General features: G+C 62.3%; 22 protein-coding genes and 1 tRNA gene. 12 read left to right on the plus strand and 11 right to left on the minus strand.

Features of this window, described 5'->3' with window-relative positions; all coding sequences use genetic code 11:
• Positions 1-79: 79 nt before the first annotated feature.
• From putP to CLAM6_RS05745, 4 genes are all read right to left on the minus strand, one after another.
• Positions 80-1,561, minus strand: coding sequence for a sodium/proline symporter PutP (putP, locus tag CLAM6_RS05730; protein ID WP_153635387.1), 1,482 nt, complete (start codon positions 1,559-1,561; stop codon positions 80-82).
• A gap of 468 nt (positions 1,562-2,029) precedes the next feature.
• Positions 2,030-5,209, minus strand: a complete 3,180-nt coding sequence (gene putA / locus CLAM6_RS05735) for a bifunctional proline dehydrogenase/L-glutamate gamma-semialdehyde dehydrogenase PutA (RefSeq protein WP_153636805.1) — start codon at positions 5,207-5,209, stop codon at positions 2,030-2,032.
• A 506-nt stretch (positions 5,210-5,715) separates the two neighbouring features.
• Entirely contained in the window at positions 5,716-6,474 is a 759-nt protein-coding gene (locus CLAM6_RS05740) for an AraC family transcriptional regulator (protein WP_153635388.1), read from the minus strand.
• Positions 6,474-6,839 (minus strand): hypothetical protein, encoded by a 366-nt coding sequence (locus tag CLAM6_RS05745; RefSeq protein WP_043335450.1) that lies wholly within the window; start codon positions 6,837-6,839, stop codon positions 6,474-6,476. Before CLAM6_RS05745 ends, CLAM6_RS05740 begins: the two co-directional genes overlap by 1 nt.
• A 200-nt stretch (positions 6,840-7,039) precedes the next feature.
• Between CLAM6_RS05745 and CLAM6_RS05750 the strand changes: the two genes are divergently transcribed.
• Positions 7,040-7,705 (plus strand): helix-turn-helix domain-containing protein, encoded by a 666-nt coding sequence (locus CLAM6_RS05750; protein ID WP_153635389.1) that lies wholly within the window; start codon positions 7,040-7,042, stop codon positions 7,703-7,705.
• A 140-nt stretch (positions 7,706-7,845) separates the two neighbouring features.
• On the opposite strand, the gene CLAM6_RS05755 is transcribed toward CLAM6_RS05750, so the two are convergent.
• From CLAM6_RS05755 to CLAM6_RS05765, 3 genes are read right to left on the minus strand one after another with little or no spacing between them, the layout of a single operon-like run.
• Positions 7,846-9,366, minus strand: a complete 1,521-nt coding sequence (locus CLAM6_RS05755) for a tripartite tricarboxylate transporter permease (protein ID WP_043335451.1) — start codon at positions 9,364-9,366, stop codon at positions 7,846-7,848.
• Positions 9,366-9,803, minus strand: a complete 438-nt coding sequence (locus CLAM6_RS05760; protein WP_043335453.1) for a tripartite tricarboxylate transporter TctB family protein — start codon at positions 9,801-9,803, stop codon at positions 9,366-9,368. The genes CLAM6_RS05755 and CLAM6_RS05760 overlap by 1 nt, the downstream gene beginning before the upstream one ends.
• On the minus strand, positions 9,803-10,777 hold the full coding sequence (locus CLAM6_RS05765) for a Bug family tripartite tricarboxylate transporter substrate binding protein (protein WP_225347779.1): 975 nt from the start codon (positions 10,775-10,777) through the stop codon (positions 9,803-9,805). The genes CLAM6_RS05760 and CLAM6_RS05765 overlap by 1 nt, the downstream gene beginning before the upstream one ends.
• Before the next feature lie 625 nt (positions 10,778-11,402).
• On the opposite strand from CLAM6_RS05765, the gene CLAM6_RS05770 reads away from it, so the two are divergent.
• On the plus strand, positions 11,403-13,049 hold the full coding sequence (locus CLAM6_RS05770) for an MFS transporter (RefSeq protein ID WP_153635391.1): 1,647 nt from the start codon (positions 11,403-11,405) through the stop codon (positions 13,047-13,049).
• 165 nt (positions 13,050-13,214) lie between these two features.
• Here CLAM6_RS05770 and CLAM6_RS05775 read toward each other — a convergent pair whose 3' ends face one another.
• Positions 13,215-14,171 carry a Bug family tripartite tricarboxylate transporter substrate binding protein gene (locus CLAM6_RS05775; RefSeq protein WP_225347780.1) on the minus strand — a complete coding sequence of 319 codons (957 nt, stop codon included), beginning with the start codon at positions 14,169-14,171 and terminating at the stop codon, positions 13,215-13,217.
• A 441-nt stretch (positions 14,172-14,612) separates the two neighbouring features.
• Here CLAM6_RS05775 and CLAM6_RS05780 point away from each other — a divergent pair, with 441 nt between their 5' ends.
• From CLAM6_RS05780 to CLAM6_RS05820, 9 genes are all read left to right on the plus strand, one after another.
• Complete coding sequence (locus tag CLAM6_RS05780) at positions 14,613-15,653, plus strand: adenosine deaminase (RefSeq protein WP_317292824.1); 1,041 nt, start codon at positions 14,613-14,615, stop codon at positions 15,651-15,653.
• Positions 15,654-15,811: 158 nt separating this feature from the next.
• Positions 15,812-15,885: transfer RNA gene (locus tag CLAM6_RS05785), tRNA-Gly, on the plus strand.
• A 63-nt stretch (positions 15,886-15,948) separates the two neighbouring features.
• Positions 15,949-17,214 (plus strand): site-specific integrase, encoded by a 1,266-nt coding sequence (locus tag CLAM6_RS05790; RefSeq protein ID WP_153635393.1) that lies wholly within the window; start codon positions 15,949-15,951, stop codon positions 17,212-17,214.
• 446 nt (positions 17,215-17,660) lie between these two features.
• Complete coding sequence (locus tag CLAM6_RS05795) at positions 17,661-18,035, plus strand: hypothetical protein (protein ID WP_153635394.1); 375 nt, start codon at positions 17,661-17,663, stop codon at positions 18,033-18,035.
• Positions 18,032-19,549, plus strand: coding sequence for a virulence-associated E family protein (locus CLAM6_RS05800; RefSeq protein ID WP_153635395.1), 1,518 nt, complete (start codon positions 18,032-18,034; stop codon positions 19,547-19,549). The genes CLAM6_RS05795 and CLAM6_RS05800 overlap by 4 nt, the downstream gene beginning before the upstream one ends.
• 642 nt (positions 19,550-20,191) lie before the next feature.
• On the plus strand, positions 20,192-20,968 hold the full coding sequence (locus tag CLAM6_RS05805; RefSeq protein ID WP_153635396.1) for a hypothetical protein: 777 nt from the start codon (positions 20,192-20,194) through the stop codon (positions 20,966-20,968).
• Positions 20,965-21,384, plus strand: a complete 420-nt coding sequence (locus CLAM6_RS05810; protein ID WP_153635397.1) for a DUF5681 domain-containing protein — start codon at positions 20,965-20,967, stop codon at positions 21,382-21,384. Before CLAM6_RS05805 ends, CLAM6_RS05810 begins: the two co-directional genes overlap by 4 nt.
• A complete protein-coding gene (locus CLAM6_RS05815) occupies positions 21,374-21,646 on the plus strand; it encodes a hypothetical protein (RefSeq protein WP_153635398.1) in 273 nt (90 codons plus the stop codon). Before CLAM6_RS05810 ends, CLAM6_RS05815 begins: the two co-directional genes overlap by 11 nt.
• A 366-nt stretch (positions 21,647-22,012) precedes the next feature.
• Positions 22,013-22,351, plus strand: a complete 339-nt coding sequence (locus CLAM6_RS05820) for a hypothetical protein (RefSeq protein ID WP_153635399.1) — start codon at positions 22,013-22,015, stop codon at positions 22,349-22,351.
• Positions 22,352-22,664: 313 nt separating this feature from the next.
• Here the strand turns inward: CLAM6_RS05820 and CLAM6_RS05825 are convergent, their stop codons facing one another.
• Positions 22,665-23,123, minus strand: a complete 459-nt coding sequence (locus tag CLAM6_RS05825; RefSeq protein WP_153635400.1) for an HIT family protein — start codon at positions 23,121-23,123, stop codon at positions 22,665-22,667.
• A 321-nt stretch (positions 23,124-23,444) separates the two neighbouring features.
• Here CLAM6_RS05825 and CLAM6_RS05830 point away from each other — a divergent pair, with 321 nt between their 5' ends.
• Entirely contained in the window at positions 23,445-24,083 is a 639-nt protein-coding gene (locus tag CLAM6_RS05830) for a LysE family translocator (protein ID WP_153635401.1), read from the plus strand.
• Positions 24,084-24,191: 108 nt separating this feature from the next.
• On the opposite strand, the gene CLAM6_RS05835 is transcribed toward CLAM6_RS05830, so the two are convergent.
• Both CLAM6_RS05835 and dctP read right to left on the minus strand, forming a co-directional pair.
• Positions 24,192-25,190 carry a TRAP transporter substrate-binding protein gene (locus CLAM6_RS05835; RefSeq protein WP_153635402.1) on the minus strand — a complete coding sequence of 333 codons (999 nt, stop codon included), beginning with the start codon at positions 25,188-25,190 and terminating at the stop codon, positions 24,192-24,194.
• Positions 25,191-25,358: 168 nt separating this feature from the next.
• Positions 25,359-26,372: a TRAP transporter substrate-binding protein DctP gene (dctP, locus tag CLAM6_RS05840; protein ID WP_172978633.1), complete on the minus strand. Its 1,014-nt coding sequence runs from the start codon at positions 26,370-26,372 to the stop codon at positions 25,359-25,361.
• Between the last annotated feature and the right edge of the window lie 257 nt (positions 26,373-26,629).

Consider the following 26,629-nt stretch of genomic DNA (forward strand, 5'->3'; position numbering starts at 1 on the left):
CCCCGAGGGGCGGCGTTGTCGTATTGCCGATATGAGCGGCAATAGGTACAGGCTTCAACAATGTGTTGTCACACCTCGATCAGGCGTGGTTCTCGACCTTGTCGAATTCCGTGGTGATCTCATCAGCCGGTGCTGCGCTCATGATGCTGGCCACGTAGATGGCGATGTAGGCGAAGATGACGCCCGGCACGATCTCGTAGAGATCGAAGATGCCACCGGAAAGCTGCTTCCAGACCACCACGGTCACGCCACCGACGATGATGCCGGCCAGCGCGCCGAAGCGGTTCATGCGGCGCCAGTACAGCGACATGATCAGCGCCGGGCCGAAGGCGGCACCGAAGCCGGCCCAGGCGTAGGACACCAGACCCAGCACGCTGGAGTTCGGGTCCAGCGCCAGGATCCAGGCGATGATGGCGATACCGACCACCGCGAAGCGACCGACCCACACCAGCTCGGACTGGGTCGCATCCTTCTTGAACAGCGCCTTGTAGAAGTCATCGGCCAGAGCAGAGGACGATACCAGCAGCTGGGAGTCAGCGGTGGACATCACGGCAGCCAGGATGGCGGCCAGCAGCACGCCGGCAACCGCCGGGTGGAAGATGAAGTTCACCATGACCATGAAGATCTTCTCGCTGTCGGCCAGGTCCTTCGGCACGTAGACGAGACCCAGCAGGCCGATACAGATGGCCGCGAACAGACCCAGTGCAGACCAGACGACGGCGATGGTACGGGCCGCGCCGATGTCCTTCTCGCTGCGGATGGCCGCGAAACGCGCCAGGATATGCGGCTGACCAAAGTAGCCCAGGCCCCACGCCAGTGAGGAGACGATGCCGACCAGGGTCAGCGCTTCGCCGGTGGAGGCGTCACGGAACCATTCCAGCAGCAGCGGGTTCTCGGCAGTGATGCGCGAGGTCGCTTCTGCCACGCCACCCATGTCGGTGAGTGCCACGATGGGCACCACGATCAGGGCAACAGCCATCATCAGACCCTGGATGAGGTCAGTCCACGACACGGCGAGGAAGCCGCCGAAGAAGGTGTAGGACACGATGGCGATGGTACCGACGGTCACGGCGATGGTGTAGTCGAGGCCGAAGACGGTCTCGAACAGCTTGCCACCTGCCACCAGACCGGAGCTGGTGTAGAAGAGGAAGAACAGCAGGATGAAGACGGCCGAGATGACGCGCAACATCTTGGAGTTGTCGCGGAAGCGCTTCTCGAAGTAATCCGGCAGGGTCAGCGAGTCGCTGGCGACGAAGCTGTAGATACGCAGGCGCTTGGCGACGATCAGCCAGTTGAGCCAGGTACCGGCCAGCAGACCGATGCCGATCCAGGCAGCGGACAGGCCGCTGAGGTAGGCAGCGCCGGGCAGGCCCAGCAGCAGCCAGCCGGACATGTCAGACGCACCGGCGGAAATGGCGGATGTCCAGGGGCCCAATGAGCGGCCACCCAGGATGTAATCCGACATGTTGGAGGTGCGCTTGTAGGCCAGCAGGCCTATGCCGAGCATCACCGCCAGATAGATAGCGAACGTGATGAGTATGGTGGGGCTGTTATCGACCATCGTGGAGTAAATCCTTTGCATTTATTGTTGTCGGACGGCGAGCGTCGTGATGATTCACTGCCAGTGACGGTTCCTGTCAGACCGTCGCCGGGAGTCCTGCGTCATGCATCGAACGTCCTTCGAGGGCCATGTCGCGGCGGCTCTCGCAAGTTCCTGCCAATCTTGTACGTTCAGACTAGCGCATAAACGAATCTTCTGACGTTCGTCCGTCCCCGCATATTGCCGTCGAGTCAAAAGGGGAAACGGCAACGGACACCGCAGGGCACGAGCATGAGGGGCCAGTCGCTGGCGATTCATGTCCGTGGGCGTCCCTGTCGGTGTCCGGGGCAGATGACGGCCTGGCGTGCTCGCCGTCATCCACTGGGCATCGTCCTGATGCCCTGTCACCTGGCTACCTCATGCACGTCCAGCATGCAGTCTTCCGCCAGGCATGACCTCTGCTGCTGCCGCGAGAGCAGGCAGCGTCGGTCATTCGTCGCCCATGGCGAGAAGAGACGCGTTGCCGCCGAGAGCCGTGGTGTTGACGGTACGGGTCTTCTCGGTAGCGAAGCGGTGCAGGTAGTGCGGGCCGCCGGCTTTCGGGCCAGTACCAGAGAAGCCCTGACCACCAAACGGCTGTACACCTACCACAGCACCGATGATATTCCTGTTGATGTAGACATTACCAACACGAATTTTCTGTGCAACGGCATTAGCAAAACTTTCGTTTCGCGAATGCACACCGAAGGTCAGGCCGTAGCCGAGGCCATTGATGGTATCGATGACCTTGTCCACTTCGCCGCCTTTCCAGGTCGCGATGTGCAGTACCGGACCGAACTGCTCGCTTTCCAGGCTATCGATGCCATCGATGCGCAGGGCGACCGGCGCAACGAAGGTGCCGTGCTCGGTGATGGTCTTGTCGACGGCGGCTTCGGCGATCACGCGGCCCTGGCTGCGATATTCCTCGATGTGCTTGAGCAGACCGGCACGCGCTTCCTCGTCGATGACCGGGCCGACGTCGGTGCCCAGATCGCGCGGGTCACCGATCTTCAGCTCGTCCATCGCGCCCTTGAGCAGGCCGATGACGCGCTCGGCGACGTCTTCCTGCACGTAGAGCACACGCAGGGCGGAACAGCGCTGACCGGCACTCTGGAAGGCGGACTGCACCACGTCATTGACGACCTGCTCCGGCAGGGCGGTGGAGTCGACGATCATGGCGTTGAGGCCACCGGTCTCGGCGATCAGCGTCGGCAGCGGAGCGTTCTCACGCGCGGCCAGCGAGCGGTTGATGATCTGCGCGGTCTGGGTGGAGCCGGTGAAGCACACGCCAGTGATGCGCGGGTCGCTGGACAGCACGCTACCCACGGTCGGGCCATCGCCCGGCAGCAGCTGGACGACATCGTGCGGCATGCCGGCTTCGCGCAGCAGCTCGACCACGCGGTGAGCGACCAGCGAGGTCTGCTCGGCGGGCTTGGCGACCACGGTGTTGCCGGTGACGGCGGCGGCGACCATCTGGCCGCAGAAGATCGCGACCGGGAAGTTCCACGGGCTGATGCAGGCGAAGACGCCCTTGCCGCCGAGCATGATCTGGTTGTGCTCGCCGGTCGGGCCCTGCAGCTCGGTCGGCTCGGCGAAGTCGGCACGCGCACGGTTGGCGTAGTAGCGGCAGAAGTCGACCGCTTCACGGATCTCGGCGATGCCGTCGGTGAGCAGCTTGCCACCCTCGCGGGAGCACAGGGTCATCAGCTCGGCGGTGTGGGTTTCCATCAGGTCACCGAAGCGCTCGAGAATCGCGGCGCGTTCCTCGACCGGTGTCTGCTCCCAGCGCGGGAAGGCAGCCCAGGCGGCGTCGATGGCCTTGGAGGCTTCCTCGGCGCTGGTCCACTGCACGTGGCCCAGGGTGTCACGACGGTCGAACGGGCAGGTGACGGCCTGACGACGCTCGGCATTGACCTCGACATCGAAGGCCAGCTGCGGACGCACGTCGTAGGTGGTGTCCATGTGCGTGGCCATCTCGTCGATCAGCGGCTGGTACTGGCTATTGATGTTCAGATTGATGCCCCGTGAATTCAGGCGGTCTGCGCCATAGATATTCGGCGGCAGCGCGATGCGTGGGTTGTGGTAGGTCTTGTACTGATTGAGCGTGACCACCGGGTGGGTGCACAGGCTCTCGACCGGCACGCGCGGGTCGACCAGCTGGTGAACGAACGAGGAGTTGGCCCCGTTCTCCAGCAGACGACGCACCAGGTACGGGAGCAGGTCCTTGTGCGCGCCGACCGGCGCATAGATACGGCACCAGGTCCCCTTGGGGGCACGCTTGAGCGCGGCTTCATACAAGGCTTCGCCCATGCCGTGCAGACGCTGGAATTCGAACTGACGTGTCTCGCCGGCGTTGGCCACATCCAGAATGGTGCTGATGGTGTGGGCATTGTGGGTGGCGAACTGCGGGTAGATGCGTCCGCGAGTGTTCTCGGACAGCAGGAAGCGCACGCAGACCAGGTAGCTGACGTCGGTGGAGGCCTTGCGGGTGAACACCGGATAGCCTTCGACACCCAGCTCCTGGGATTCCTTGATCTCGCTGTCCCAGTAGGCGCCCTTGACCAGACGCAGCGGGATCTCGTCGCCTTGCAGGTCGGCGATGCGGTTCAGGTACTGCAGGGTCGGCAGGGCACGCGTCGAGTAGGCCTGCACGACGAGGCCGAACTTGCCCCAGCCGCGGCAGGTGTCGCTCTCGTAGACGGCGCGGAACACTTCCAGCGAGATCTCGAGGCGATCGACTTCCTCGGCATCGATGGTGATGGCGACGTTCAGCTCGCGGGCGATGCCGGCCAGTTCACGCACGCTTGCCACCAGCTCTTCCAGCACCTGCTCACGACGGCCGAATTCATAGCGCGGATGCAGGGCGGACAGCTTGATGGACACGGACGGCGACGGGGTGCCTTCCTTCAGCTTGCGCGAGGTTTCGCCGACGGTGCGGATGGCACGCGCGTAGTCGTCGAAGTAGCCCTTGGCGTCGTCGCGGGTACAGGCCGCTTCACCCAGCATGTCGTAGGAATAGGTGTAGCCCTTGTCGAACAGCGGCTGGGAGCGCTTGAGCGCTTCCTTGATGTCGCGGCCCAGCACGAACTGCTTGCCCATCACCTTCATCGCCTGGTACATGGCGCGGCGGATGACCGGCTCGCCGAGACGATTGACCATGCGGTTGATGAAGGTGGCCGGCTTGCCGTCACCCTTGGGCAGATCCATCTTGATGACGTTGCCGGTCATCAGAAGGCCCCAGGTGGAGGCGTTGACGAACCAGGACTCGCTCTGGCCCAGGTGGGACTTCCAGTCGGCCACGCCGAGCTTGTCCTCGATCAGCGCATCGGCGGTTTCCTTGTCCGGAATGCGCAGCAGCGCCTCGGCCAGGCACATCAGCAGCACGCCTTCCTGGGTGTCGAGGCTGTACTGCTGCAGCAGCTCGTCGATGGAATCGACGGCGGTGTCCATGGTGCGGATCTCGCGAACCAGCTCGGCCGTCTTGTCGCCGATGCGCTTGGCATCCTTGTCTTCGGCGTTCAGCAGCCCGACCAGCTCGCTGACGTAGGCGCTTTCATCGACCAGGTAGTGGTCGCTTAAGCGCGCGAACAGCGCCTCCGGAGACTGCTGCCAGGTGCTGGCGGCCAGCATCTGGTCACTGCGCAGGATGTTGTCCTTGAGCACACTGCCCTTGAGCACCCCTTGCTTGTCGTTTGTCGATGACTGGGCGGCTGTGGACGTGGCTGAGGCGATCGCGGCATTCACTGCACTGGACTGATCGGAGGAAGTGGAGGTGGTCATGGTGCGAACCCCTTGCTGCTGGGCGTCGAAGCGCCGAATGGGATTGCCGAGTCACAGCGCCGGGAGTGATGCAGAACGCATCAGAAAGCGCGACAGCGGCACGTCTGGATGTATGACTGAGAATGTAGGGTGGCGCAGGGGGGCGGGTCTTTCCAATTTCTCGGCTGCACATGTCAAATTCACGGGCATGTCAGAAAAGTGACACGCTTCTCCGACCTTTGTCGAAGGCTGTGCAGCGAAATGATGCGATCTTGTTATACCAAGGTGGTAGAGGCTTGAGGGGCGAATTGAAGAGCGGCGTGCCAGGCACACGGGCGGATCTGACACGCACGCCTCATCGGCTCCTGCCGGCTCGATCAGGACTTGCGCAGTGCCGAAGGCGGGAAGCCGAGATGCTTGCGGAAGGCGTGGGACAGGGCGCTCTGGTTGGCAAAGCCGCAGCGATCCGCGATCTGGGACAGGGAAAGCTCGCTGGTGCCCAGCAGCTGGCGTGCCTCTTCCAGCCGACGGCGCAGCAGATACTGATAGGGCGAGAGGCCGGTCAGGACGCGGAAGCGCTCGCTGAAATGCTGCTCGGAGAGATGCGACTGGCGGGCAAGATCCGCCACGCTGAGGCGCTGGCCGAGATTGGCGTCGATGAAGCGGTTGAGCGCGACCAGATCCAGCTGACGACCACTGGTGCTCAGCGCGCTCATCGGCTCTTCTATGCGTGTGTTCAGGCAGGCGAGGAAGGTGGCGGCGAGCAGGTCGCCCGGCGCCTGCTGGTAGTCGTTGACTTCCGCGAGCATGAATTCGAGATAGCCACGCAGGCGGGTGTCCAGCGTGAAGAAGCGTGGGCGCTCGAAGAGACGCTTGAGCTCGCGATGATGGGCGGTCAGGTAGGGCGCATCATCGGGCAGGTCGAGAATCAGCTGGCGATTCTCGCCGATGCCCGCGTAGTAATGGACATGATCGGCCGGCACGATGCAGCCGGTCAGCGGGCGAATCTCGCCGCCCTGGCCCTCGATCTCGAACTCGGCCAGGCCATCGAGGCCGATCACCAGCTGGTGGTAGCTGTGATCGTGGTGCTCACGCAGGTTGGAGAGCGGGATCAGGCGCATCTCGCTGGCGGCCATCAGGCGCGAGTCTCCGCGACACCGGTGCGGGCACGCAGATGGCCCAGCAGCACGTTGAGCTCTTCACGGCCGGCGCGCGAGAACAGCGCACCGCCCTGGGCCAGCTGCCACGGCCGGGCGTGGTTGTCGAAGATGCCCTGGCAGCGGCGCCGTAGACTCTCCAGATACTCATCATGGCGAATCGGGTAGCCGATCACGCTGTGCCACTCGTTCTCGTTGATCTCGCCGCTGATCGCCTGGTCCAGCACGCGGGCGATATCGCTGTAGTCGGTACGAAAGCGCGGCGTACGCGACATCATCAGCATGGCCACGGTGCCGACGGTGACGATCAGGCAGACCACGAAGGTGATGATGAAGATGGACATGAGCGAACCTTGTGCGGGCGTAACCGGAAATAGTGTGGTAGCTCACCATTCTATCACGCTGCACGGCCAGTATCGTCAGTGCGGCAGGCGCGTCATGTTCTGTCTGTCAGAACGTTATGGCATGATTCAAGTCCATTGAGACGGCATGGCACACGTTGCCTGTCAGCCTCGTTCTTCACCTGCCGTGGGAGCCCCGCCGCATGGCCAATCAACGTGTGGAAGCGGTCGAGCGTGCCTTGACGCTGCTGGAAGCCTTTACCCCCGCGACCCCTCGCCTGACGCTCAACGAGCTGGCGCAGGCCAGTGGTTTCTACAAGAGCACGATTCTGCGGCTGATGGGCTCGCTTGAGCACTTCGGCTATGTGGCGCGTGACAGCCATGGCATCTACTCCATCGGCGCGGCGCTGGGGCGTTTTGCCCAGCTGGCACCGGCGCTGCCGGCCCGCGAGGCTCAGCTGCGCGGCTGGTTGGCGGCGCTGAATGCCGCCAGTGGCGAGACGGCCAGCCTGATGCTGGTCGAGCATGGCCCGCTGGCCGAGGCGCGCCCGGTGGAGGGCGTGACACGCCCGCGTCAGGCGATGTGCCAGTACGCGCATGTCAGCCAGTGGCCGCTGCGTCATCAGCTGGAGGAGGGCGAGCTGGTCGATGAGGCGCTGTCCGCCTTGCTGCAGCAGTGTGTCGACAGTGGCGAGATCGAGACCGGTGAAGCCGCCGGCCTGTCGGTGGCGGCGTTGGCGGTCAGCGTCGCCCAGCATCACGACGAGGGGCTGGCACCGGCGGAAGTCATCGTGCTCAGTGGCCCGACGGCGCGCCTGACGCCTGCCCAGGCCCACCGCCTGCTCGCGCAGTGGCAGCAGGGCAACTGATGCGCGCTCACCAGTGACAGGAGTCTTGAAGTGCTGAAATGACATCGCCCCCGCCGGTCTTGCCGGCGGGGGCGATGTCATTTCAGAGCGCTGTCATTCAGGGCGTGGCACCTCATGAGAGGCGCGGACCCTGGCCAGGATCAGGCGTCGGTGGCGGCCTTGGCGGCGCTCATGCGGCGACGCAGGATGGGGCCGACGATCACCGGCAGCAGCAGACCGGCGATGGCGATGCACCACAGGGTCACGGCCAGCGGGCTGCCGATCAGGATGGTCCAGTCGCCGTCAGACAGCTGCATGGCGTGACGCAGGTTCTTCTCCATCTCTGGCCCCAGCAGCATGCCGAGAATGACCGGCACCAGCGGGATATCCAGCTTGCGCAGGAAGTAGCCAGCGACCCCGAAGGCGACCATGAAGTACAGGTCGAAGGTCGAGTGGCTGATGGAGTAGATGCCCACGAAGGCGACCATGGTCACCACCGGCAGCAGATACTTGGGCGGCACGGACAGCAGCTTGACGAAGATGCCGACCATCGGGATGTTCATCAGCAGCAGGATGACGTTACCGATCAGCAGCGCCGCGATCACGCCCCACACGATGTCGCCGTGCTGGGTGAACATCAGCGGGCCGGGGGTGATGTTGAGCGAGATCAGCATCGCCAGCAGCACCGCGGTGGTACCGGAACCCGGCACGCCCAGCGTCAGCATCGGCACCAGGGCACCAGAGGCGGCGCCGTTGTTGCCGGCTTCCGGGGCGGCCACGCCGCGCGGATCACCTTCACCGAAGTTGCCTTTCTTGCCGAGGATCTTCTTCTCCAGCGTGTAGCTGATGAAGCTGCCCAGCGACGCACCGGCGCCCGGCAACACGCCGGAAATGAAGCCCAGCACACCGCCACGGAAGGAGGTCGGCAGAATCGCGACGATGTCCTTCAGCTTCAGGGTCATCTTGTTCATGGCGATCATCGGCTTGCCTTCACCGGCGTGCTGTTCGATGAAGAACAGCAGCTCCGAGATGGCGAACAGACCGACGATGGCGATGATGAAGTCGATGCCCTCGAACAGCTCCAGCACATCGAAGGTGTAGCGCTGGGTGCCGGTGGAGCCATCGATGCCGACGGTGGCGATCATCAGGCCGATGGCGGCGGCCATCAGCGTCTTGACCGGATTCTTGCCGGTGATGCCGCCCAGGGTGGCGAAGGCCAGCACGAACAGCGCGAAGTATTCCGCCGGGCCGAAGGTCAGCGCGAAGCTGGCCAGCCACGGCGCCATCACGATCAGGCCGATGGTGGCGATCAGGCTGCCGATGAAGGAGGCGATCGCCGAGATGGCCATCGCTTCGGCGGCCTTGCCTTTCTGGGCCATCGGATAGCCATCGAGACAGGTCATCATCGCCGGCTCATCGCCCGGGATGTTGAGCAGGATCGAGGAGATGCGCCCGCCGTACATGGCACCGGCGTAGACCGAGGTCAGCAGGATAAGCGAGGTTTCCGGGCTCAGGCCCAGGGTGAAGGCCAGCGGAATCAGGATGGCCACACCGTTGGCCGGGCCCAGGCCCGGCAGTGCGCCGATCAGGGTGCCCAGGAAGGCCCCCAGCACGGCGAACATCAGATTCTCTGGCTGCAGGGCGATGCCGAAGCCCTGCATCAAGAAGCCAAGACTTTCCATTACGCCACCTCCAGGATGCCCAGCGGCAGTGGTAGCTCAAGCACGAAGTTGAACAGGGCGAAGACGACGATGCCGCCGAGCAGGCCTGTCACGTAAGCGCGAACCGGCTTGGAGCCCATGCGCCAGCACAGGGTGCCGACCGCAGCGGTGGTCGTGACGATGAAGCCCAGCGGCTCAAGCAGTGCGGTGTACAGGCACAGGATGACGATGGCCAGCACCATCTCGGCGCCGGTGCGGCTCCACGGCCATTGCTGGTCCGGGTCGGGGCGCACGATCAGATACAGGCTGCTCAGCGCCAGCACGATCGAGAGCACCGTGGGGAAGGTTTCGGGCCCGATGGACTCGGCCCCGCCGAAGGGTTCCGGGAACTGCTGGGCACCCCAGCCGTACGCGACGGCCAGGGTGAGCATCAGCAGACCAAAGATGCGGTCATTCATCAGCGAATCAGCCCAATGTCCTTGGAAAGGGTCTGGATGTCCTGGATCTGTGCCTTCACGAAGGCATCAAAGTCGGCACCCGATTTGTGGAACGGCATTAGGCCGCTCTTGGTCATCACATCTTTCCATTCTTCGCTTTCATAGACGCTGTCCAGCGTGGTGGTCCAGTACTGCTCGGCATCGTCGCTGACACCGGCCGGGATGTAGAAGCCGCGCCAGTTGGGGGCGACGGCATCGATGCCCTGTTCGCGAGCGGTCGGCACCTCAGCCAGCTTGCCCGGCAGGCGCTCTTCGGAGAGCACGGCCAGCACTTTCAGGTCGCCGGATTCCATGAAGCCCTGAATCTCGGAGATATCACCGGTGAAGGCCTGCACGTGGCCGCCGACGACCTGGGTGATGGCTTCGCCGCCGTTGTTGTAGGACAGGTAGGAGACCTTGGGCAGGTTCTCGACATCGGCAGCCTGGGCGGCGATCAGCACCTTGAGGTGATCCCAGCCACCTGCGGCACTGCCGCCGGCGAACTTGACGGATTTCGGGTCTTTCTTCAGCGCGTCCATCACCTCACTCAGGGTGTTGTACGGCGAATCCTTGGAGACGGCGATGGCGCCGTAGTCCGCGCCCAGTGCGCCGATCCACTCGACCTGGTCCTGATTCATGCCCGGGAACTGGCCCTGGGCCAGACGGGTGGTGGTCGCGGTGGAGGCGGCCACCAGCAGCTGCTCGTCACCGGCACGCTTGGAGACGGTGTGCGCGAAGGCGACACCGCCACCGGCACCGGCCATGTTGATGGTCTGCACGTTGCCCGGCACGAAATCGAGCTCAGACAGGATCTTGCCGACGCTGCGGCAGGTGAAGTCCCAGCCGCCGCCCGGATCAGCCGGCGCGATGCAGTCAACCTTGCCTTTCGGTTCGAAGGCGAAGGCCTGGGCGGACATGGCGGTGACCACCGCAGCTGTCAGGAGTTTGAGTGTCATATGACGTGTCATGGCGACCTCTGGTGTTATTGGATTGTGGTAGCGGCACATGTCGTGAGTCAGGTGCTGGCAGCGGTCGAGCGAGAAACTCGCCCTGCGCCGCGAACCTGACAGCAACCTTACAATTCTGTAAGGCGGAACTTTATTCTGTATGGTGAAATTAGACTGCCGCCCGATGGCTCGCAAGATACCCATTCGTCGCACCGACCTTGGTCGAAAGGCGTATTTGCGCACCTTTGTGGTGCATTTTTGTGAATGATCCGGCGGGATGTCGTGTCGGAATCTGGCGGTTTCCGACGCTCTCTTGCTTCTCTCTTGCTTTTCTCTTGTTCCTCTCTCACTCCTCTCTTGTTTCTCTCTCGCTTCTCTATCGCTGCTCTCTGGCTGCTCTTACTTGCCTCCCTCGCACCTCGCCCAGCAGGCCCGAGCGGGACGCTTGCGTCGCCTGCGTGAGCTGTGCGTTCACGGGCGTCATGGCTTGCTTGTCGTGTTTGAAACGTTATGCGGCGTTGCAGCAGAAGCGTGGCCATTGGGCTTTGGTCTAGCGTGTAGCCGGTAGCCAGACTGCGTGCTGACCGGGTGCCATCGGCAATCGTGCAAGGGGACAGGGGAGGGGAGAAGACTCATGGCCAAGGTGTTGGGCAGTGTGTGGGCGTTGTTGCTGGGTATCGTGCTGATCATGCTCGGCAATGGCATGCACTTCACGCTGATCGGTCTGCGTGGCGGCATCGAGGGCTTCTCCTCGGCGGAGCTGGCGATCGTCACCTCGGGCTACTTCGTGGGCTTTCTCTCCGGCGCGCGCTATACGCCGGTGCTGATCCAGCGGGTCGGGCATGTGCGGGTGTTCGCGGCACTCGGCAGCTTCATCTCGGCGGCCTTGATCGCCTTGCCGCTGCTGACCGAACCCTGGGCCTGGACGTTGCTGCGCCTGCTGATCGGCTTCTGCATGTCAGGCATCTATGTCACGGCGGAAAGCTGGTTGAATGCGGCTGCCAGCAACGAGACGCGCGGCAAGGTGCTGTCGGCCTACATGATGGCGCAGACACTGGGCATCATCGGCGCGCAGGGCCTGTTGACGCTGGGCGACGCCGCGACCTCGGTGCTGTTCATCTGTGCCTCCATCCTGGTGTCGATCTCCTTCGGGCCGATTCTGCTGTCGGCAGCCGTGGCCCCGGTGGTCGAGGTGTCGCGGGCCATGTCGTTCGCGAAACTGTTCAAGGCGTCACCGCTGGGCGCCATCGGCATCTTCCTGCTCGGCAGTGTCTATGCGACCCAGTCGGGGATGGGCGCGGTCTTCGGCACCCAGGTGGGCCTGTCGGGCTCACATATCGCTCTGTTCATCGCCATGCTGTTCGCCGGCGCGCTGGTGTTGCAGACCCCGATCGGCTGGCTGTCGGACCGCATGGACCGCCGCGTGCTCATCTGCGGCCTGTCCGCCGCAGGGGCAGGCTCATGTCTGTTCGGCTGGATGGCGGGCGATGCGCTGTGGCCGTTGATCGCCTCGGCCTTCTTTGCCGGGGGCGTGACCACACCGCTGTATGCGCTGCTGCTGGCCTTCACCAATGATTCGCTGTCGGCCGAGGAGATGCCGGGCGCCTCCGGCGGGCTGGTGTTCGCCTTCGGGCTGGGTGCCATCGTCGGGCCGCTGGCGGCAGGTGGCGCGATGGAGGTGATGGACCCCTACGCCTTCTGGCTGGTGCTGGCGACCACCTTCGTGGCCATCTCGCTGTATGCGCTCTATCAGATCACCCAGCGCGAGATGGTGCCGGTCGAGGAGACCGACAGTTACCTCAACATCCTGCCGACGGCGTCACCGATGGCGGTCGAGGTGGCGGTGGAGTGGGCGCATGAACACGCCGAGGATGAGCAGCTGGCCGCCGAGGCAGCCGAGGCAGCGGCGCAGGAAGAGGCCTTCGAGGTCGCGCTGGAAGAAGCCTTCGAGGAGGCATTGGAAGAGGCGCTGGATGAGGCGTTCGAGGCCAACGTCGCACCGCTGGAGGAGGCGGAGTTGGTGGAGCCGGATCACGAGTACGTGGCAGAGCCGCTGCTCGAGGCTGATGCCGACACGGAAATCGCGTTCGAGACGGAGCGGTTGTCCGAGCTGTTGCCGGGAGCGGAGCCTCGGTCACAGACAGCTTCTGAGACAGGTTCAGGCGCTGACACAGGTTCAAGCTCGGACTCAGAGCCGCACGAAGAGAGAGACCAGGCATCGTCCTATCAATTCGACTCCGAACATCAGCCGCCCAAGGGGCCCTGGCCCTCCATGCCTTGAGGTCGTTGGAAGCCAGTCAGTCGCAAAAAGACGCCACCCCGGCTAACGGGTGGCGTCTTTTTTGGGGCTGCCTTGAGCTTTTGCCAGTCTCGAGCGTTTGCCAGGCGAGCGCGGCGCTCAGGGCTCAAGGGTCTCAGGGAGCCAGTACCTCAGGGCTTCAGTTGATCACTGCAGGCCCAGCTCCTGCGACATCTGCTCGACATCGTTGACCTGCTGGGTGATGAAGCGATCCAACGCCTGGCCGGACTTGTGGAACGGCATCAGGCCGTTGTCCTGCATCACCTGCTGCCACTCGGGCGTCTCGGCCATGCGGTTGAGGGTCTGCTCCCACCAGTCGAAGGCGGCATCCGACGCGCCACCCGGCAGGTAGAAGCCGCGCCAGTTGGGTGCGACCACATCGATCCCCTGCTCACGCGCGGTGGGGATGTCGCTGTACTGGCCGGGCAGACGCTCTTCACTGAACACTGCCAACAGGCGCAGGTGGCCGGATTCGACGAAGCCGCGGGCCTCGGTCATGTCGCCGGTGAAGGCCTCCAGGTGTCCGCCCATCACCTGGGTGATGGCGACGGAGCCGGAGTCGTAGGCGAGGTACGGCAGGGCGCGCAGATTGTCGATGCCCGCCTCACGCGCCGCCATCAGCACCTTGAGGTGATCAAACCCGCCCGCGACATCGCCACCGGCGAAGCGCACCGCCTTGGGGTCTGCCTGCATGGCGGCCAGCAGCTCGTTCAGCGATTGGTAGGGTGAGTCCTCGGCCACGGCAATCACACCGTAGTCGGCGCCGAGAGTCATCAGCCAGCGTACGTCGTCGACCTTGCCGTCCTGATAGGCATGCTGGCCCAGGCGGGTGGTGGTCGCGCTCGAGGCGGCGACGATGACTTGCTCATCGGCGTGGCGCTTGGACTTCACATGCGCGAAGGCGACGCCACCGCTGGCGCCGGGCACGTTGAGGGTCTGCATGCCGGCAGGGATGAGGTTCTGCTCATCCAGCAGGCGGGCCACGCTGCGACAGGTGAAATCCCAGCCACCGCCGGGCTTGGCGGGTGCGATGCACTCCGTCTTGCCCTGCGGGGCGAAGTCGGTCTGTTCGTTCTGCTCCTCTTGGGCGGCGTTGGCGCTCAAGGGTGCCAGCAGGCCAAGGCTGAGCAGCAGGGCAGCAGGGCAGCGGGCAGGGCGCCAGTGCGCTGTCGAGATTGCTTTCTGCGTGAGAAGGGATGGCGTGCAGGGGATGTGGCGTGCATGGCTATCGTGTCCTTGGTGTTCAGCGTCGATCGTTATGGTTATGTCAGTCAGCGTGGCATGGGGCTGAGCGTTGCTGGCTGTCGCACGCTCATGACTGTTGTGATGAGCTTGTGTCGTGAGCTTGCGAGAGTGCGAATGAACGAAAATAGCCTATTTCGGCGAGTCGCGAAAAGGCACGGCAGGCGGGCAGTGAGTAGAGAAATCGCATTTCCCGCGCCGTCACTCCTCAAGGTGGTCTCGGGATTGCTAGAATTGCGCCATCAGGCTGTGGTGAGCGCTCCGCGATCTTCCAGCCGCCGCCTTTCATTGAGGAGACGGGCCATGACCCTTACCCCGCGCATGCACGACTTTCTCGCCCGCCTGCCCAAGGTGGAGCTGCACCTGCACATCGAAGGCTCGCTGACGCCGGCCTTGATGTTCGAGCTGGCGGCGGAGCAGGGCATCACATTGCCCTACGCCACCCTGGAGGAGGTCGAGGCGGCCTATGACTTCGCGGACCTGCCTGCCTTCCTCGCGCTCTATTACCAGGGCATGGGCGTCTTGAATGATGAGTCACACTTCTACCGCCTGGCGCAGGACTACTTCCGCCGTGCGAGCGCCGATGGCGTCAAGCATCTGGAGCTGTTCTTCGATCCGCAGGCGCATCTGGCGCGTGGCGTGAGTCTGGAAACCCAGTTCGCGGGGCTGGAGCGCGCCTGTCGTGAGGCAGTGAAGGAATTCGATATCACCTCGGCGCTGGTGCCGAGCTTCCTGCGTTGTCATTCCGCGGCGTCTGCGCGCGAGCTGTTCGACGCGCTGATTCCCTTTGAATCGCGCTTCGTGGGTGTCGGCCTGGACAGCGCCGAGATCGGCAATCCGCCGGAGAAGTTCACCGAAGTCTTCCAGCTTGCGGGGGAGCGCGGCTGGCATCGTGTCGCGCACGCAGGTGAGGAAGGCCCGGCAGAGTACATCCGCACGGCGCTTGAGGTGCTGGGGGTGGAGCGTATCGACCACGGTGTGCGCTGCCTGGAAGATGCCGCCCTGGTCGCGGAGCTGGCCGAGCGGCGTATCCCGCTGACGGTGTGTCCGCTGTCCAATGTCGCGCTCAAGGTGGTGGAGCGCATGGAAGACCACCCGCTGCCGAAGCTGATCGATGCGGGCCTCAATATCACCCTCAACTCGGATGACCCGGCCTATTTCGGCGGCGGCATGCTCGACAACTTCATCGCCGTGCAGCAAGCGCTGAACCTCAGCGAGGCGCAGTGGCTTACCCTGTGCCGCAACGCCATCGACGCCGCCTTCCCGCAGCGCGGCGAAGGCCTCGGCATGAGTGACGCCCGCCGTGGTCTGCTGCTGGCGCAACTCGATAGCTGCGCAGCCTGAGAATTATCACCGGCGCTTGAATACTGAATGCAATCAACGGCTTGGCCACCAACATCGCCAGTACGACGCCGCCTGCGGCAACCGCTCCATCAGATGTTGCTTGACCGCGCTAAGTCGTTGAGTACAATGCAGTTCTGGCGTGCGCAATGCACCGCCCTGCGGGTGTAGCTCAATGGTAGAGCAGAAGCTTCCCAAGCTTAAGACGAGGGTTCGATTCCCTTCACCCGCTCCAGAACAATGAAATCAGCTAGTTACGATTGCTTGAGCGCCCATAGGTACATAAGGCGGTCACACAATGGCGATCCCGTACACTGTACGAAAGCCTTCTGGTGTTTATCATTTCAGATGGCGCATACCCTCCGAATTCCAGCATCTCGGCAACGAGCTTCGCATCTCCCTCGCGACCAAAGACAAGCATGAAGCCCGCCATAGGGCAGCATCTCTGCGTCTCAAGGTTGATGGTCTGGTTGGCTCGGCTGCCTCGCTAGATGAGCTCCGACGAAGCGTTATGCCTGGCATTCCCGCGCCAGAGAGAAAGCCCCGCCCCAAGCCGTCGCCGCCAAAGGCTGTTGAGTCATTCACTTTGCTTTGGGAGCGTTACGCTGCTCATCAGCTTGATGACGTTAGGGGCAAGACGCGCCATGAGTCACGCCATGCCCTCGGCGTCCTCGTGGAGCTTGTTGGCGATGTCGACCCCCAGCGCTTTGATAAGGCTGTGGCGCGTGAGTTTGTGGAGCGCCTCGGGGTCTACCCGTCACGGCGTGGACTGGGCCGATTCGCTTCTATGTCGCTGGCTGACATCAAGGCTGATGGTTATCAGCCGATCAGTCCCACCACGCAGCGCAACATCATCACACGCGTCTCATCTTTCGCCGCCTGGCTGGTCAGCTTCGGGTATCTCGAGGCCAACCCATTGCAGGGGCTCAAGCCCAAGCGTGGAAAGGGGATAGCCAAGCGCAAGACCTGGACCCAGGACGAGCTAAAGGCGTGGTTCGGTGCATCAGTTGGGCAGACCGGCGCCGGGTGGCAATACTGGCTGCCATTGCTGGCTATCTATACAGGTGCGCGTTTGGAGGAGCTGGCAGCGCTGTCCCCCGGCGATATAGGCAGGCATGACGGGATTGACTATCTCGAGATACATGCCCGCGATGGCCGGCACGTCAAGAACGCGGCTTCGTGTCGAACCGTCCCGATTCACCCGAGGCTCATCGAGCTGGGCTTTCTCGATCTCGTGGCCGGCCGTCAGGAGCATGAGCGCCTGTTTGACCTGCAGCGGCGCCAGGGACGCTATGGCTTCAATGCTTCGAAGTGGTTCACGCGGCAACGGGCCAAGCTGGGCATTGAGGCCGACTTTCACGGCTATCGGCATACGGTGGCTGAAGAGCTAAGGCTGGCTGGTGGGCAGAGCTATGCTATCGCTTGGTTGCTAGGCCACTCGGCGCAGACCATGACAGACCACTATGGCAGAGATGCAGATAAGCGCCAGCGCCTGCCAATGCTGGCCGACCTGGTGGGGATGCTGGATTGGAAGTGCTTAGAATCACTACCCTGTAGGGTATAGGTGATTGAAAAGTCAAGAGTTTTTTAGAATTCAGCTTGTGCCAGCTAGCTGAGATAAGTCATAATGGCACCGTAGACGCAAAAAGCCCGACCCTCATGCCGGTGCAACGGCAAAGGGTCAGGCTCATGCTTCTGTCCAGCCCCGATGGTGCGAGCAAAACAGATTGGATATCGTCAAGTGTCACAATCTAAACGAATTCGCGCCTCGAGGCAAGTGAAAAACTACCTCAGAAGGCATATGCCCATGTTGAAGCTAGTCTGTATTTCAGATGTAGCCCGCCGTAGTGGCGTGACCGCAACAAGCGTGAAGAGATGGCTCGAGACGCGCGACTCATTCCCCCAGCCCGTTGCAGTCTATGGGGCCAGTGACCGCCCGCTGTTCGATCCTGCTGAAGTCGAGTCATGGGTTCGCGCAAATCGCCCCCAGTACGCCCAGGAGGTGAGCGCATGAGCCAGTTTGAGATGTTTGGCACCCCGTCTACTAAGGCTCCTCGCCTCCCCGTCGTTGGTACCTGCAATGCACGGTCCCTTTGGCTCATGCTCAGCTGTGGATGGCTAGACAATGACCGACTTCGCGCTTATGGCATGGGCAACGCCTCCCGCCGCGCAAAAGACCTGGTAGAGCTGCACGACTGGCAGATTGTCACCCGCTCGAAGAGCTTCACCCGACCTGACAGCAAAATAGTTCCCGTGAAGGAGTACCGGGTTGATCCAGTCTGGCTCAATTCCCTCGTGGGCTCGGATGCTGAGTTCGCCCAGCGGCTGCTTCTGTGGTCGCAGCAGCAAAACCAGTACGAACAGGCGCACGGAGGCGAAGCATGAACCAGCTAACCAGCACACTACTCAGTAGCATGACGCCGGCAGCAGCAGCCCAGCACATTGAGCGGATGCCCAAGCGCTTGGCAGTGGTGGGCAAGACATGGGCTGATGAGAGAGAGGAGCACCGCCGTAATCTGGCAACCTGGCTGGACCGGGACGCGGCAGACTGGCATGAACAGTGTCTCGACCTGGCGCAGACAGCTGAGCAATATGCGTTGCTGCTAGATCACAAGGTGGGAACGCCGCTCGGGAAACTTGAAGCCGCGCTATCTGAGTTCTGGGGTGACACTGACAACGCCGCGCTGCTGGCGCAGAACGCCATGATGCGGAACAAGCAACAGGAACCAATGCCGGAAGGGGAGTGGTCGCACATGCAGGGTAGCGGCAAGCCTCTCCCCACGCTGGCCAACTTCAGGCGACTGCTGGCGCACTATGGCATTCAGCCTCGCTACAACCTCATCAGTAAGCGCGACGAGGCGATTGTTCCGGGATTGACCGCGACGCGCGATAACCACGACGCGGCCACACTGGCACACGTGAAGTCGCTGGCCCATATGAACCGGCTCCCCGTCGGGGAGCTAGGCGAGTACATGCTGGCTATCTCCGATGATAACGCCTACAACCCGGTGTTGACTTGGATCGAGAGCAAGCCGTGGGATGGCATTGACCGGCTGGAAGACCTGCTGGACAGCGTGGTAATCCCTGCGGAGTTCGACTACACGCTGCGGGACACGCTCATCACGCGCTGGCTAGTGTCTGCCGTCGCCGCGCTGGCCAAGCCAAGTGGTTTCCATGCCCGCGGCGTGTTGGTCTTTACTGGCGCCCAGGGCATCGGCAAAACCAGCTGGTTCCGTAACCTGCTGCCGGCCTCGCTGAGTGAGTATTTCCGTGAGGGCGCCGCGATTGATCCGGCAGACAAGGACAGTATTACCAGCGCCGTGTCTAACTGGCTCGTCGAGATCGGTGAATTGGACGCCACGTTCCGAAAGGCCGACATCGCTCGACTGAAAGCCTTCGTGACCAATGGCGAGGATCGTATTCGCAAGCCGTACGCCCGCACTGAGTCGATGCTGCCGCGTCGCACCGTGTTCTGTGCCAGCGTTAACGATGCGCAGTTCTTGGTCGACACGACGGGTAACTCCCGCTTCTGGACTGTCGAAGTGGCATCACTGGTGTATGAGAGCATCACAGACGACCTGCAGCAGCTATGGGCTCAGGTCTACGCGATGTACAAGGACGGTGAGCAGTGGTGGTTGACGCCGGAGGAGGAGGCCAAGCTGGCGGCATCCAATGGTAATTTCGAGCAGGTCGATCCGCTGGAGGAGGCACTTGATAGCCACTTCAACTGGGGGGTATCGCGCATCTCGTGGATGAACTCTACCGAGATAATGAAGTCCCTTGGGTATGACAAGCCCAGCAAGCGAGAAGCCAATGCAGTGGCAGCGCTTCTGAAGGCTCGAGGCGTAGAGCGCCGGCAGCGAGACAAGCGATTCTTAATGCCTGACCCCATCATGTGATCCTTTCGCCCACCCGCCCCAGCCATTGCGCTGGGGTTTTCGTTTGCTGCCGCGACTCGCCGCAGGACCTTGTGTGCACCATCTACGCACCTTATTACCACCATCTTTCAGGGTTATGGTGTGACCTCAAGCCCAGCAATCATGGTAGCTGCAGCAAGGGTGTTACCAACGTGACCATCTTTCGCCAGCAGATCACAAGTTTTCCCGCGATCCATCGTCACCACCACGCTCCCCCCTATCTATTATTTATCTCAAATCTCTAGATTAGATGGTCACTTTGGTAACGGGCGCCCTGCAACCCGCGTTCTAGAGCGGTTTTTGAGCGCACTATCTTCCGCACCAACCCGCACCATGTGTTACCAAGTGCCGATCAGTCCATAAATCACACGGGCACCCAGCAGCCGGACACCCGCTGCCGCGACAGATTCAACGCGCCCTGATGAGCAGGTTAGAAACAGGCACATTGAGTGAGACGTATTACTATCTTTGCCTGGGAAATTCATGATTATCCGTATTATCATGATTTTTTTATCACCCCCTGTTCCGTTGAATCGTGCAGGCCATATCAGGCAGAAACCACTGTATGTCCGTCCAGTATTAGGGTAAAATGAGTGAACACTCAAAAACAAAGGCGCCACGCACATGTCGTACCGTCCTGACCTCGAATATCGCGGTGGCCGCATCGCTCAGAAAACCGACGCACATGCACGAAAGCCCCTGCCCGAGTTCACCATTCCCGAGCGAATCAATGGCGCGTTTCTGGACACGATTGCCCGCGAGTCAGGCATGGCCGATGACACCACGCTCAAGGGCACCCGAGACACCTTGGCGAGCTGGCGTCAGTCATTCGAGCAGCTGAGCAAGGTTCGAAACGCCCAGGATCCAGCCGTCACCCAGGCTGCGCACCTCAACCAACTCGCCAAGCTCACCGATGCCGCTTTGACGCGCATGTCTGGCCAATTTGACCGGGCACGGGCAGGCCTGAATTTGAAGCGCGAAGCCCTCCAGGGCGAAGCAATCGAACGCCTGGGCTTGACCACACGCGGCCAGGCCGCTGAGGCCGAGATTCGCAGCGCACTGTTGAGCATGAGCGCCGAGGCACGACAAAAGGCCATTAGTGAGGCCATCCAGCGCGGTGACGGGGAAGTGATATACGCGCTGACCAACGCCAGCCCGCTTGTGTCCGGCATCTCAGCCGAGAACCAAGGCACGATCATGCGCCGCGCCCTGCTGGCCCACGCACCTGACGTGCTGCGCAAGCAAGAAGCCATCGACAAGGCCCAGAGCCGCCTAAACGACGGCTACACCGCCGCCCTGGACGCTGCCGACGTCGTGAGCGCTAAGGCAGTAGCCGATAGCTACCGCCGCGAGAGCCAGTCAGCCGCCGCCGCCCGCGCAGAGCTGGAAGGCCAGGCATGACAGCCGACAAGCGCACCAAGCGCGGCACATTCGCCCCAGGCACCAGCGGCAATCCCGCTGGTCGCCCAAAGGCCAAGCACACCGCCTTACGTCGTGAGCTGGAGCAGCACGGCGCTGACGTGGCCGGCGTCGTGGTTGAGCGAGCTATGGCTGGTGATATGGCAGCGGCGCGTCTGGTGCTCGAGCGCCTCCAGCCGCCCGTGAAGGCGTCTACAGCGCCCGTCACGCTCGCCATTCCTGAAGGTGCATCATTGGCCGAGCAGGCCGAGTGCTGGCTGTCAGCGGCTGCTCAGGGCACCGTACCGGCAGATGTTGCGGCTTCGATGGTCTCGGCCCTTGGCGGTGCCGCCCGGATCGTCGAGGTGACGGAGCTGGCGCAGCGTCTGGAAGCATTGGAGGCAGCTCATGGCGAGTGAAGCCCTCAAGCGACGCATGGCAAAGCTGGAGCGCGTGTTGACGCCGGATGATGGCGAGCCGCTGGTCATTTTTCTGAATCGCGTCGATGCCTCAATGCCCGGCGGTGAGAGCAGCGTCTGTATGGCGGTGATTGCGGGCAGCAAGACACGGCAAGGGGAAACGTTGCGCCGTGGCCTCGATGAGGGAGCAGAAGCGTTCACGGCCCGTGTTGAGGCGCGGTGTGATGAGCTGCACGGCCTGGTGGAAGTCGAACTCAAGTGAGGAGGTGGCGGCATGGCAGAAGTCGAGCAGGAAGATCAGACCAATTATCTGTCTATCTGTCTATCTGGCGAGCGGCGTTGGCGTTGTACGTCGATGACTGCCAGACCGCGTTGCATGGCCGAGCACCGAAGCTGGCCGGTGACAAGGAGGAGGCACACGCGGCCCTGGCCGACCTGCTGACTAGTCAGACGCAGCTATCCCGGCTGTGTGAAGTCCTGGGACTGGATGTTCAATGGATTGCCCCGCGCATCATGGCTCACATTGAGCACCCACCGAACCGTAAGCGCTGAAAAGACACGCCCGCCATGTGCGGGCTTTTTTGTGCCCGTAGGCTACCATCTAGGGACACTCATGGAGGAGAAGGTAATGCATCATTACATCCCCGGCATCGTAGCCCCGATCGTCATAGCCGCAGCCGTATCCGGTTGTGCAACAAGTGGTCAAAAGATGGATAACGCGGCCATAGAATCTTTGGAGCCGGGCGTTACGACACTGTCAGAGATGAAAGAGCAGTTTGGCGCCCCTGTTGGGCAAGGTTTTGGCAATGATGGCAACTTGGTGGTTAATTGGGTTTATGTCCACGTGGGAGCGTTCGGTATCGGCACTGAGCAGCAGAGCCTTTCTGCAGTCTTTGACGATGACAAGGTCTTGATGAAAGTCAGCTCGATGAATGGCAGGGCCCCCGGCGCTCGTCTCGGATACTAGCCAGCATGATTTTCTAAGCACTCACAATCCAGCAGCCCCAGAAGAGCAGTAAGCATGGCTGGTGCCGGCGCCGCCGCAGCTGTCTAGAACGCCCGCCAGGTGGACCACTCAGTGACGTACCAGCCCTGCCAATTTGGCGGGGCTTTCCTTTTGTTGTGCATTGTGAATAATGGGCACACAGAGCAGGCACACAAATTGTGCAATGATAAGGCTCAAAGCATCCTGTAACTGGCGCTTAAGACGAGGGTTCGATTCCCTTCACCCGCTCCAGATTCTTCAAAAAAGCCTTCCGAATGGGAGGCTTTTTTGTTTTTCACTCACAACGTTGGCGTATATCTTCCGCCAGCTCGGCCAACTTCTCATCACTTTCACGTGGGCCATCCGCGCTGACAACGTAGCCATCGTATTCGGTCATGTAGTACTTCATCTTCGAGTTTCTGGCCTGCCATTCGCCTGGCTGTGTGCCATGCAGCGGGATGAGCTTGGCGTGCAGGTGGTTGACGCCGTAGCCCTCGAAGATGATGGCGGTGCGTGCTACCCCGAAGTAGGCGTCGAGCTTGCGCGCCACGCGGCGCGTGAAGCGCATCAGGCCGAGAATCACCTCATCGTCTTGTTCATACACGCAGCTGCCCAGGTGGCGTTTGGGGATGACGACCGTGTTGCCCGGAGTAGAGGCAAAGATGGAGAGGAAGGCCAGGAACTGCTCGTCTTCGGCCACGACATGGCTTGGACTGTGGCCCGCAACGATCTGACAAAACACGCAGTCACTCATGGTTCTTCCCTGGTAGTTTAGTGTCGCCAGATTCGTCCTGAATCTGGGGCAGAGTTCTGTGATCAGAGCTTTTGTGAGCAGGGCACTTGTGAATAGCGCTCGGCAGTCTCCTTGCATGAGTGAAGTGTGATGGAGGCTGGTTGTCAATGCCAGGCAGCCCCCGCAGAAGTGGTTATCGGCAGCAACAACGTGCTCAAAGAGGGGAGCGGCTATCTTGCCGAGCCGATCGGAGCGAAAAGTGTTGCTGACGTGGCGGAGAGTCGCGATATTGGCAGGTCACCTTTCAGCAGTTCGTCACTCGTTGAACGACAAGGAAACCCAGTGGAACTCACCGTCTGGCTGGCATATGTCAGCGTCATCACTGCCTTGATCACCTTTCCCGGGCCGTTTGCGTTGCTGTGCATGGATCATGGCCTGCGCCACGGCCGACGCCGCTCGTTCGCGACGGTGGTGGGTGGGGCGGCGGCGTCACTGGTGTTGATGGCCTTATCGTCGCTGGGCCTCGGCGCAGCATTGGCGGCCTCCGAGACGGGGTTTCTGGTGCTGAAGATCGTCGGGGCGCTCTATCTCATCTATCTGGGCATTCAGGCCTGGCGGGCGCCATCCCAGCCGGTGGTGTTCGATGCCGTGGGGGAAGACGGGCAGATGCGCGCCCGAGCCACGCGTTGGCAACTGTGCCGCAAGGGCTTCGGTATCGGGATCAGCAACCCGAAGGACCTGCTGTTCTTCGGCGCGCTGTTTCCCAACTTCATCGACATGGCCCAACCGCAGCTGCCCCAGTTCGTGGTGCTGGCGCTGACCTGGCTGGTGGTGGACCTGCTGACGATGAGCACCTACGCCCATGCGGGTTCCAGCATCAGTCGCTGGTTTGATAGCCACCGGCGCGTGCGGCTGTTCAATCGCACCACGGGCAGTCTATTCGTCGTGGCCGGCGCGGGACTGGCGGCGTCGCATCGTTGAGCAGAGCCCCGCTCTATTGCACAAGACGTGAAGCGCACGAAGACGACAACGGCACCCGAGGGTGCCGTTGTCGTGTCTGGAGCCTGTCGATCATCAGTGCTTTCGGGCTCAGCGCTCAGGACGTGATTCGAGATACTTCGTCAGCAGTTCGCGATCTTCACTGGTGACCTTCTGCTTCCAGCTTTCCACCACATGCTGACTGGCCTCCTCGAGGGCATCCTGCAGCTCAGGTGGGGCCGGGGTGATCAGCTTCGCGCCGTTCTCCTGCAGGATGGCGTAGGCCTCGTCCAGCACGCTGTGGGTGGCCGTCCAGCCGGCAGACTCGGCGGCATGCGCGGCATCGATCAACGCCTGCTGCTGCGCCTCTGTCAGGTCGTCGAAGCTATCGCGATTCATGTGGATGATATTGAGCGGCATCGCGTAGTTGAGCGTGGTGAAGTGGGGCATGTAGCGGTAGAGCTCCGCACTGACACCGCCCATCGCGGAGGTCAGCGCGCCGTGGATGCTGCCACCGGGCAGCAGGGGTTTGAGCTCTCCCCAGCTCATGACCTGAGGCGCCGCGCCCAGATTGAGCAGCACACGCTGCGTGTTGCGGTCGTAGGTGCGGATCGGCATGTCCTTCAGGTCATCACCGTCAGCGATAGGCGCTTTCGACCACAGGCCGCTGGGCGTCCACGGCAGGGCATACAGCAGGATCTGGTTGTACTCGGCGAGCAGTTCCTCGTAGCGCGGCTTCGCGACCACGTACAGGCGGTGAGCTTCATCGAGGTCGTAGGCGATCGCCGGCAGTGAGGAGATGCCGAAGAAGGGGGCTTCCTCGGCGAGCGCGCCACTGAGTGTCGCGGCGATGTCGATGACACCGCCGGCGGTGGCCTGTAGGTGACTGGCGGAGCGAATGTCCGAGCGCAGCGTCAGCGTCAGGTCGCCTTCGGACTGGCTGGCGACCTGCTGACTGAATTCGGCAGCGCGTTGGCCCATCATCGTGTCGGGCTCGTAATCGCTGCTCATGCTGAGGGTCGTCTGGGCGTGCGCGCTGAGTGCGCTGATCAGGCCTGCCGTGGCCAGGCCAGCGGACAACAGCGCGGAAATGCGTGAGGAAGACGTCATGGGGAATCCTTTCTTTTTGTCATTGACCTTTGCCCGCTAGGGTAGTGCATGCCTGCGTTTATGCTCAGGTGAATCGTGACGTCGCGCATTTTCCCTGCGCTGTCGGGAGAGGTTGCCGCGTGGGGTGGCCGTCATGGCCAAGGTCGGTGGCGTGGGCGCGTGCCTGACTCAGAGGGCATCGCGTTGTGCGAGATAGCGATCCAGCAGTTCGCTTTCCTCAAGGTCAACCTTGCTGCGCCAGCTCTCGATCACGCTGACACTGGCGCGTGCCAGTGAGCGCTTGAGTTCGGGCGAGAGCGGATTGCTGACCGTCACGCCGGCCTCTTCCAGCTGGGCATGGGTCTGCTCCAGGACGCTGGCGATGGCGTTCCAGCTGGTGTCTTCGATCTCGGTCGCGGCGCTGAGAAGGGCCTCGCGCTGGGTGTCGTCGAGCGCTTCGAAGCGTGACCGGCTCATGTGAACGATATTGAGCGGCATGGCGTATTGCAGCGCGGTGTAGTGATCCAGCGTGCGGTTGAGCTCCGCCGTCAGGCCGCCCAGGGCCGAGGTCATCACTGCCTCGATACGGCCTTCGGCCAGCTGCTGTTGCATCGGCTCCCAGCCGAGCACGGTGGCGATGGCGCCAAGGTTGAGCAGTACGCGTTGGGTATTGCGGTCGTAGGCCCGCACGGGCACGCCCCGGAGGTCATCGCGTGTGGTGATCGGCTTGCGCGACCACAGCCCGCTGGGCGGCCAGGGCAGGGCGTAGAGCAGAATCTGGTCATGCTCTTCCAGCAGCGCTTCATAGCTGGGGCGCGCCAGGCGGTAGAGTTCGCGCGCCTGATGCGGGTCATCGACCAGGGTCGGCAGCGAGCTGAGGCCGAACAGCGGCATTTCGGCGGCCAGCGCGCCGCTGTGGGAGTCAGCCAGCTGGATGATGTCGGCGTTGATGGCCTCGAGATGATTCACCGAGCGCAGCCGACTCAGCGGGCCTTCTCCGAAGGAGATCTCGAGCTCGCCCTCGCTGAGCGATGCTACCTGATCGACGAACTGCTGGGCGCGCTGGCCCATCATGGTCTGGGGGCCGTATTCGCGGCTCATGGTCAGCTCGACAGGCTCCGCCTGGGCGGGCGTGCCCAGGGTGGCAAGGCCCAGTGCCAAGCCCACGCCGAGCGCTCTCTTGATGCCGAACATTCTCTTCATGTCGAGCACTCCCTGCATGACAAGCACTGCCTTCATGCCGCTACGCTGTCCGATTGGCATTCGTCGTCATCCATCCATAGGGGGTAAATCAAGTATCCCTCAAAAGTGCAGGGCGTGCTGTCGCTGTCTCGATCAACGCTTCCCCGGTTGGCCTGTTTCACGCCTGCACCGGCACGATTCGGAAGGGGCAACGGGCGTTGAACTGCCAGTTGGCGCAATGTGGTCTACGCTCAAATCATGGCTGTGCAACTGCCCTG

This window comes from Cobetia sp. AM6 (assembly GCF_009617955.1).
GTDB classification, from domain to species: Bacteria; Pseudomonadota; Gammaproteobacteria; order Pseudomonadales; family Halomonadaceae; genus Cobetia; species Cobetia amphilecti.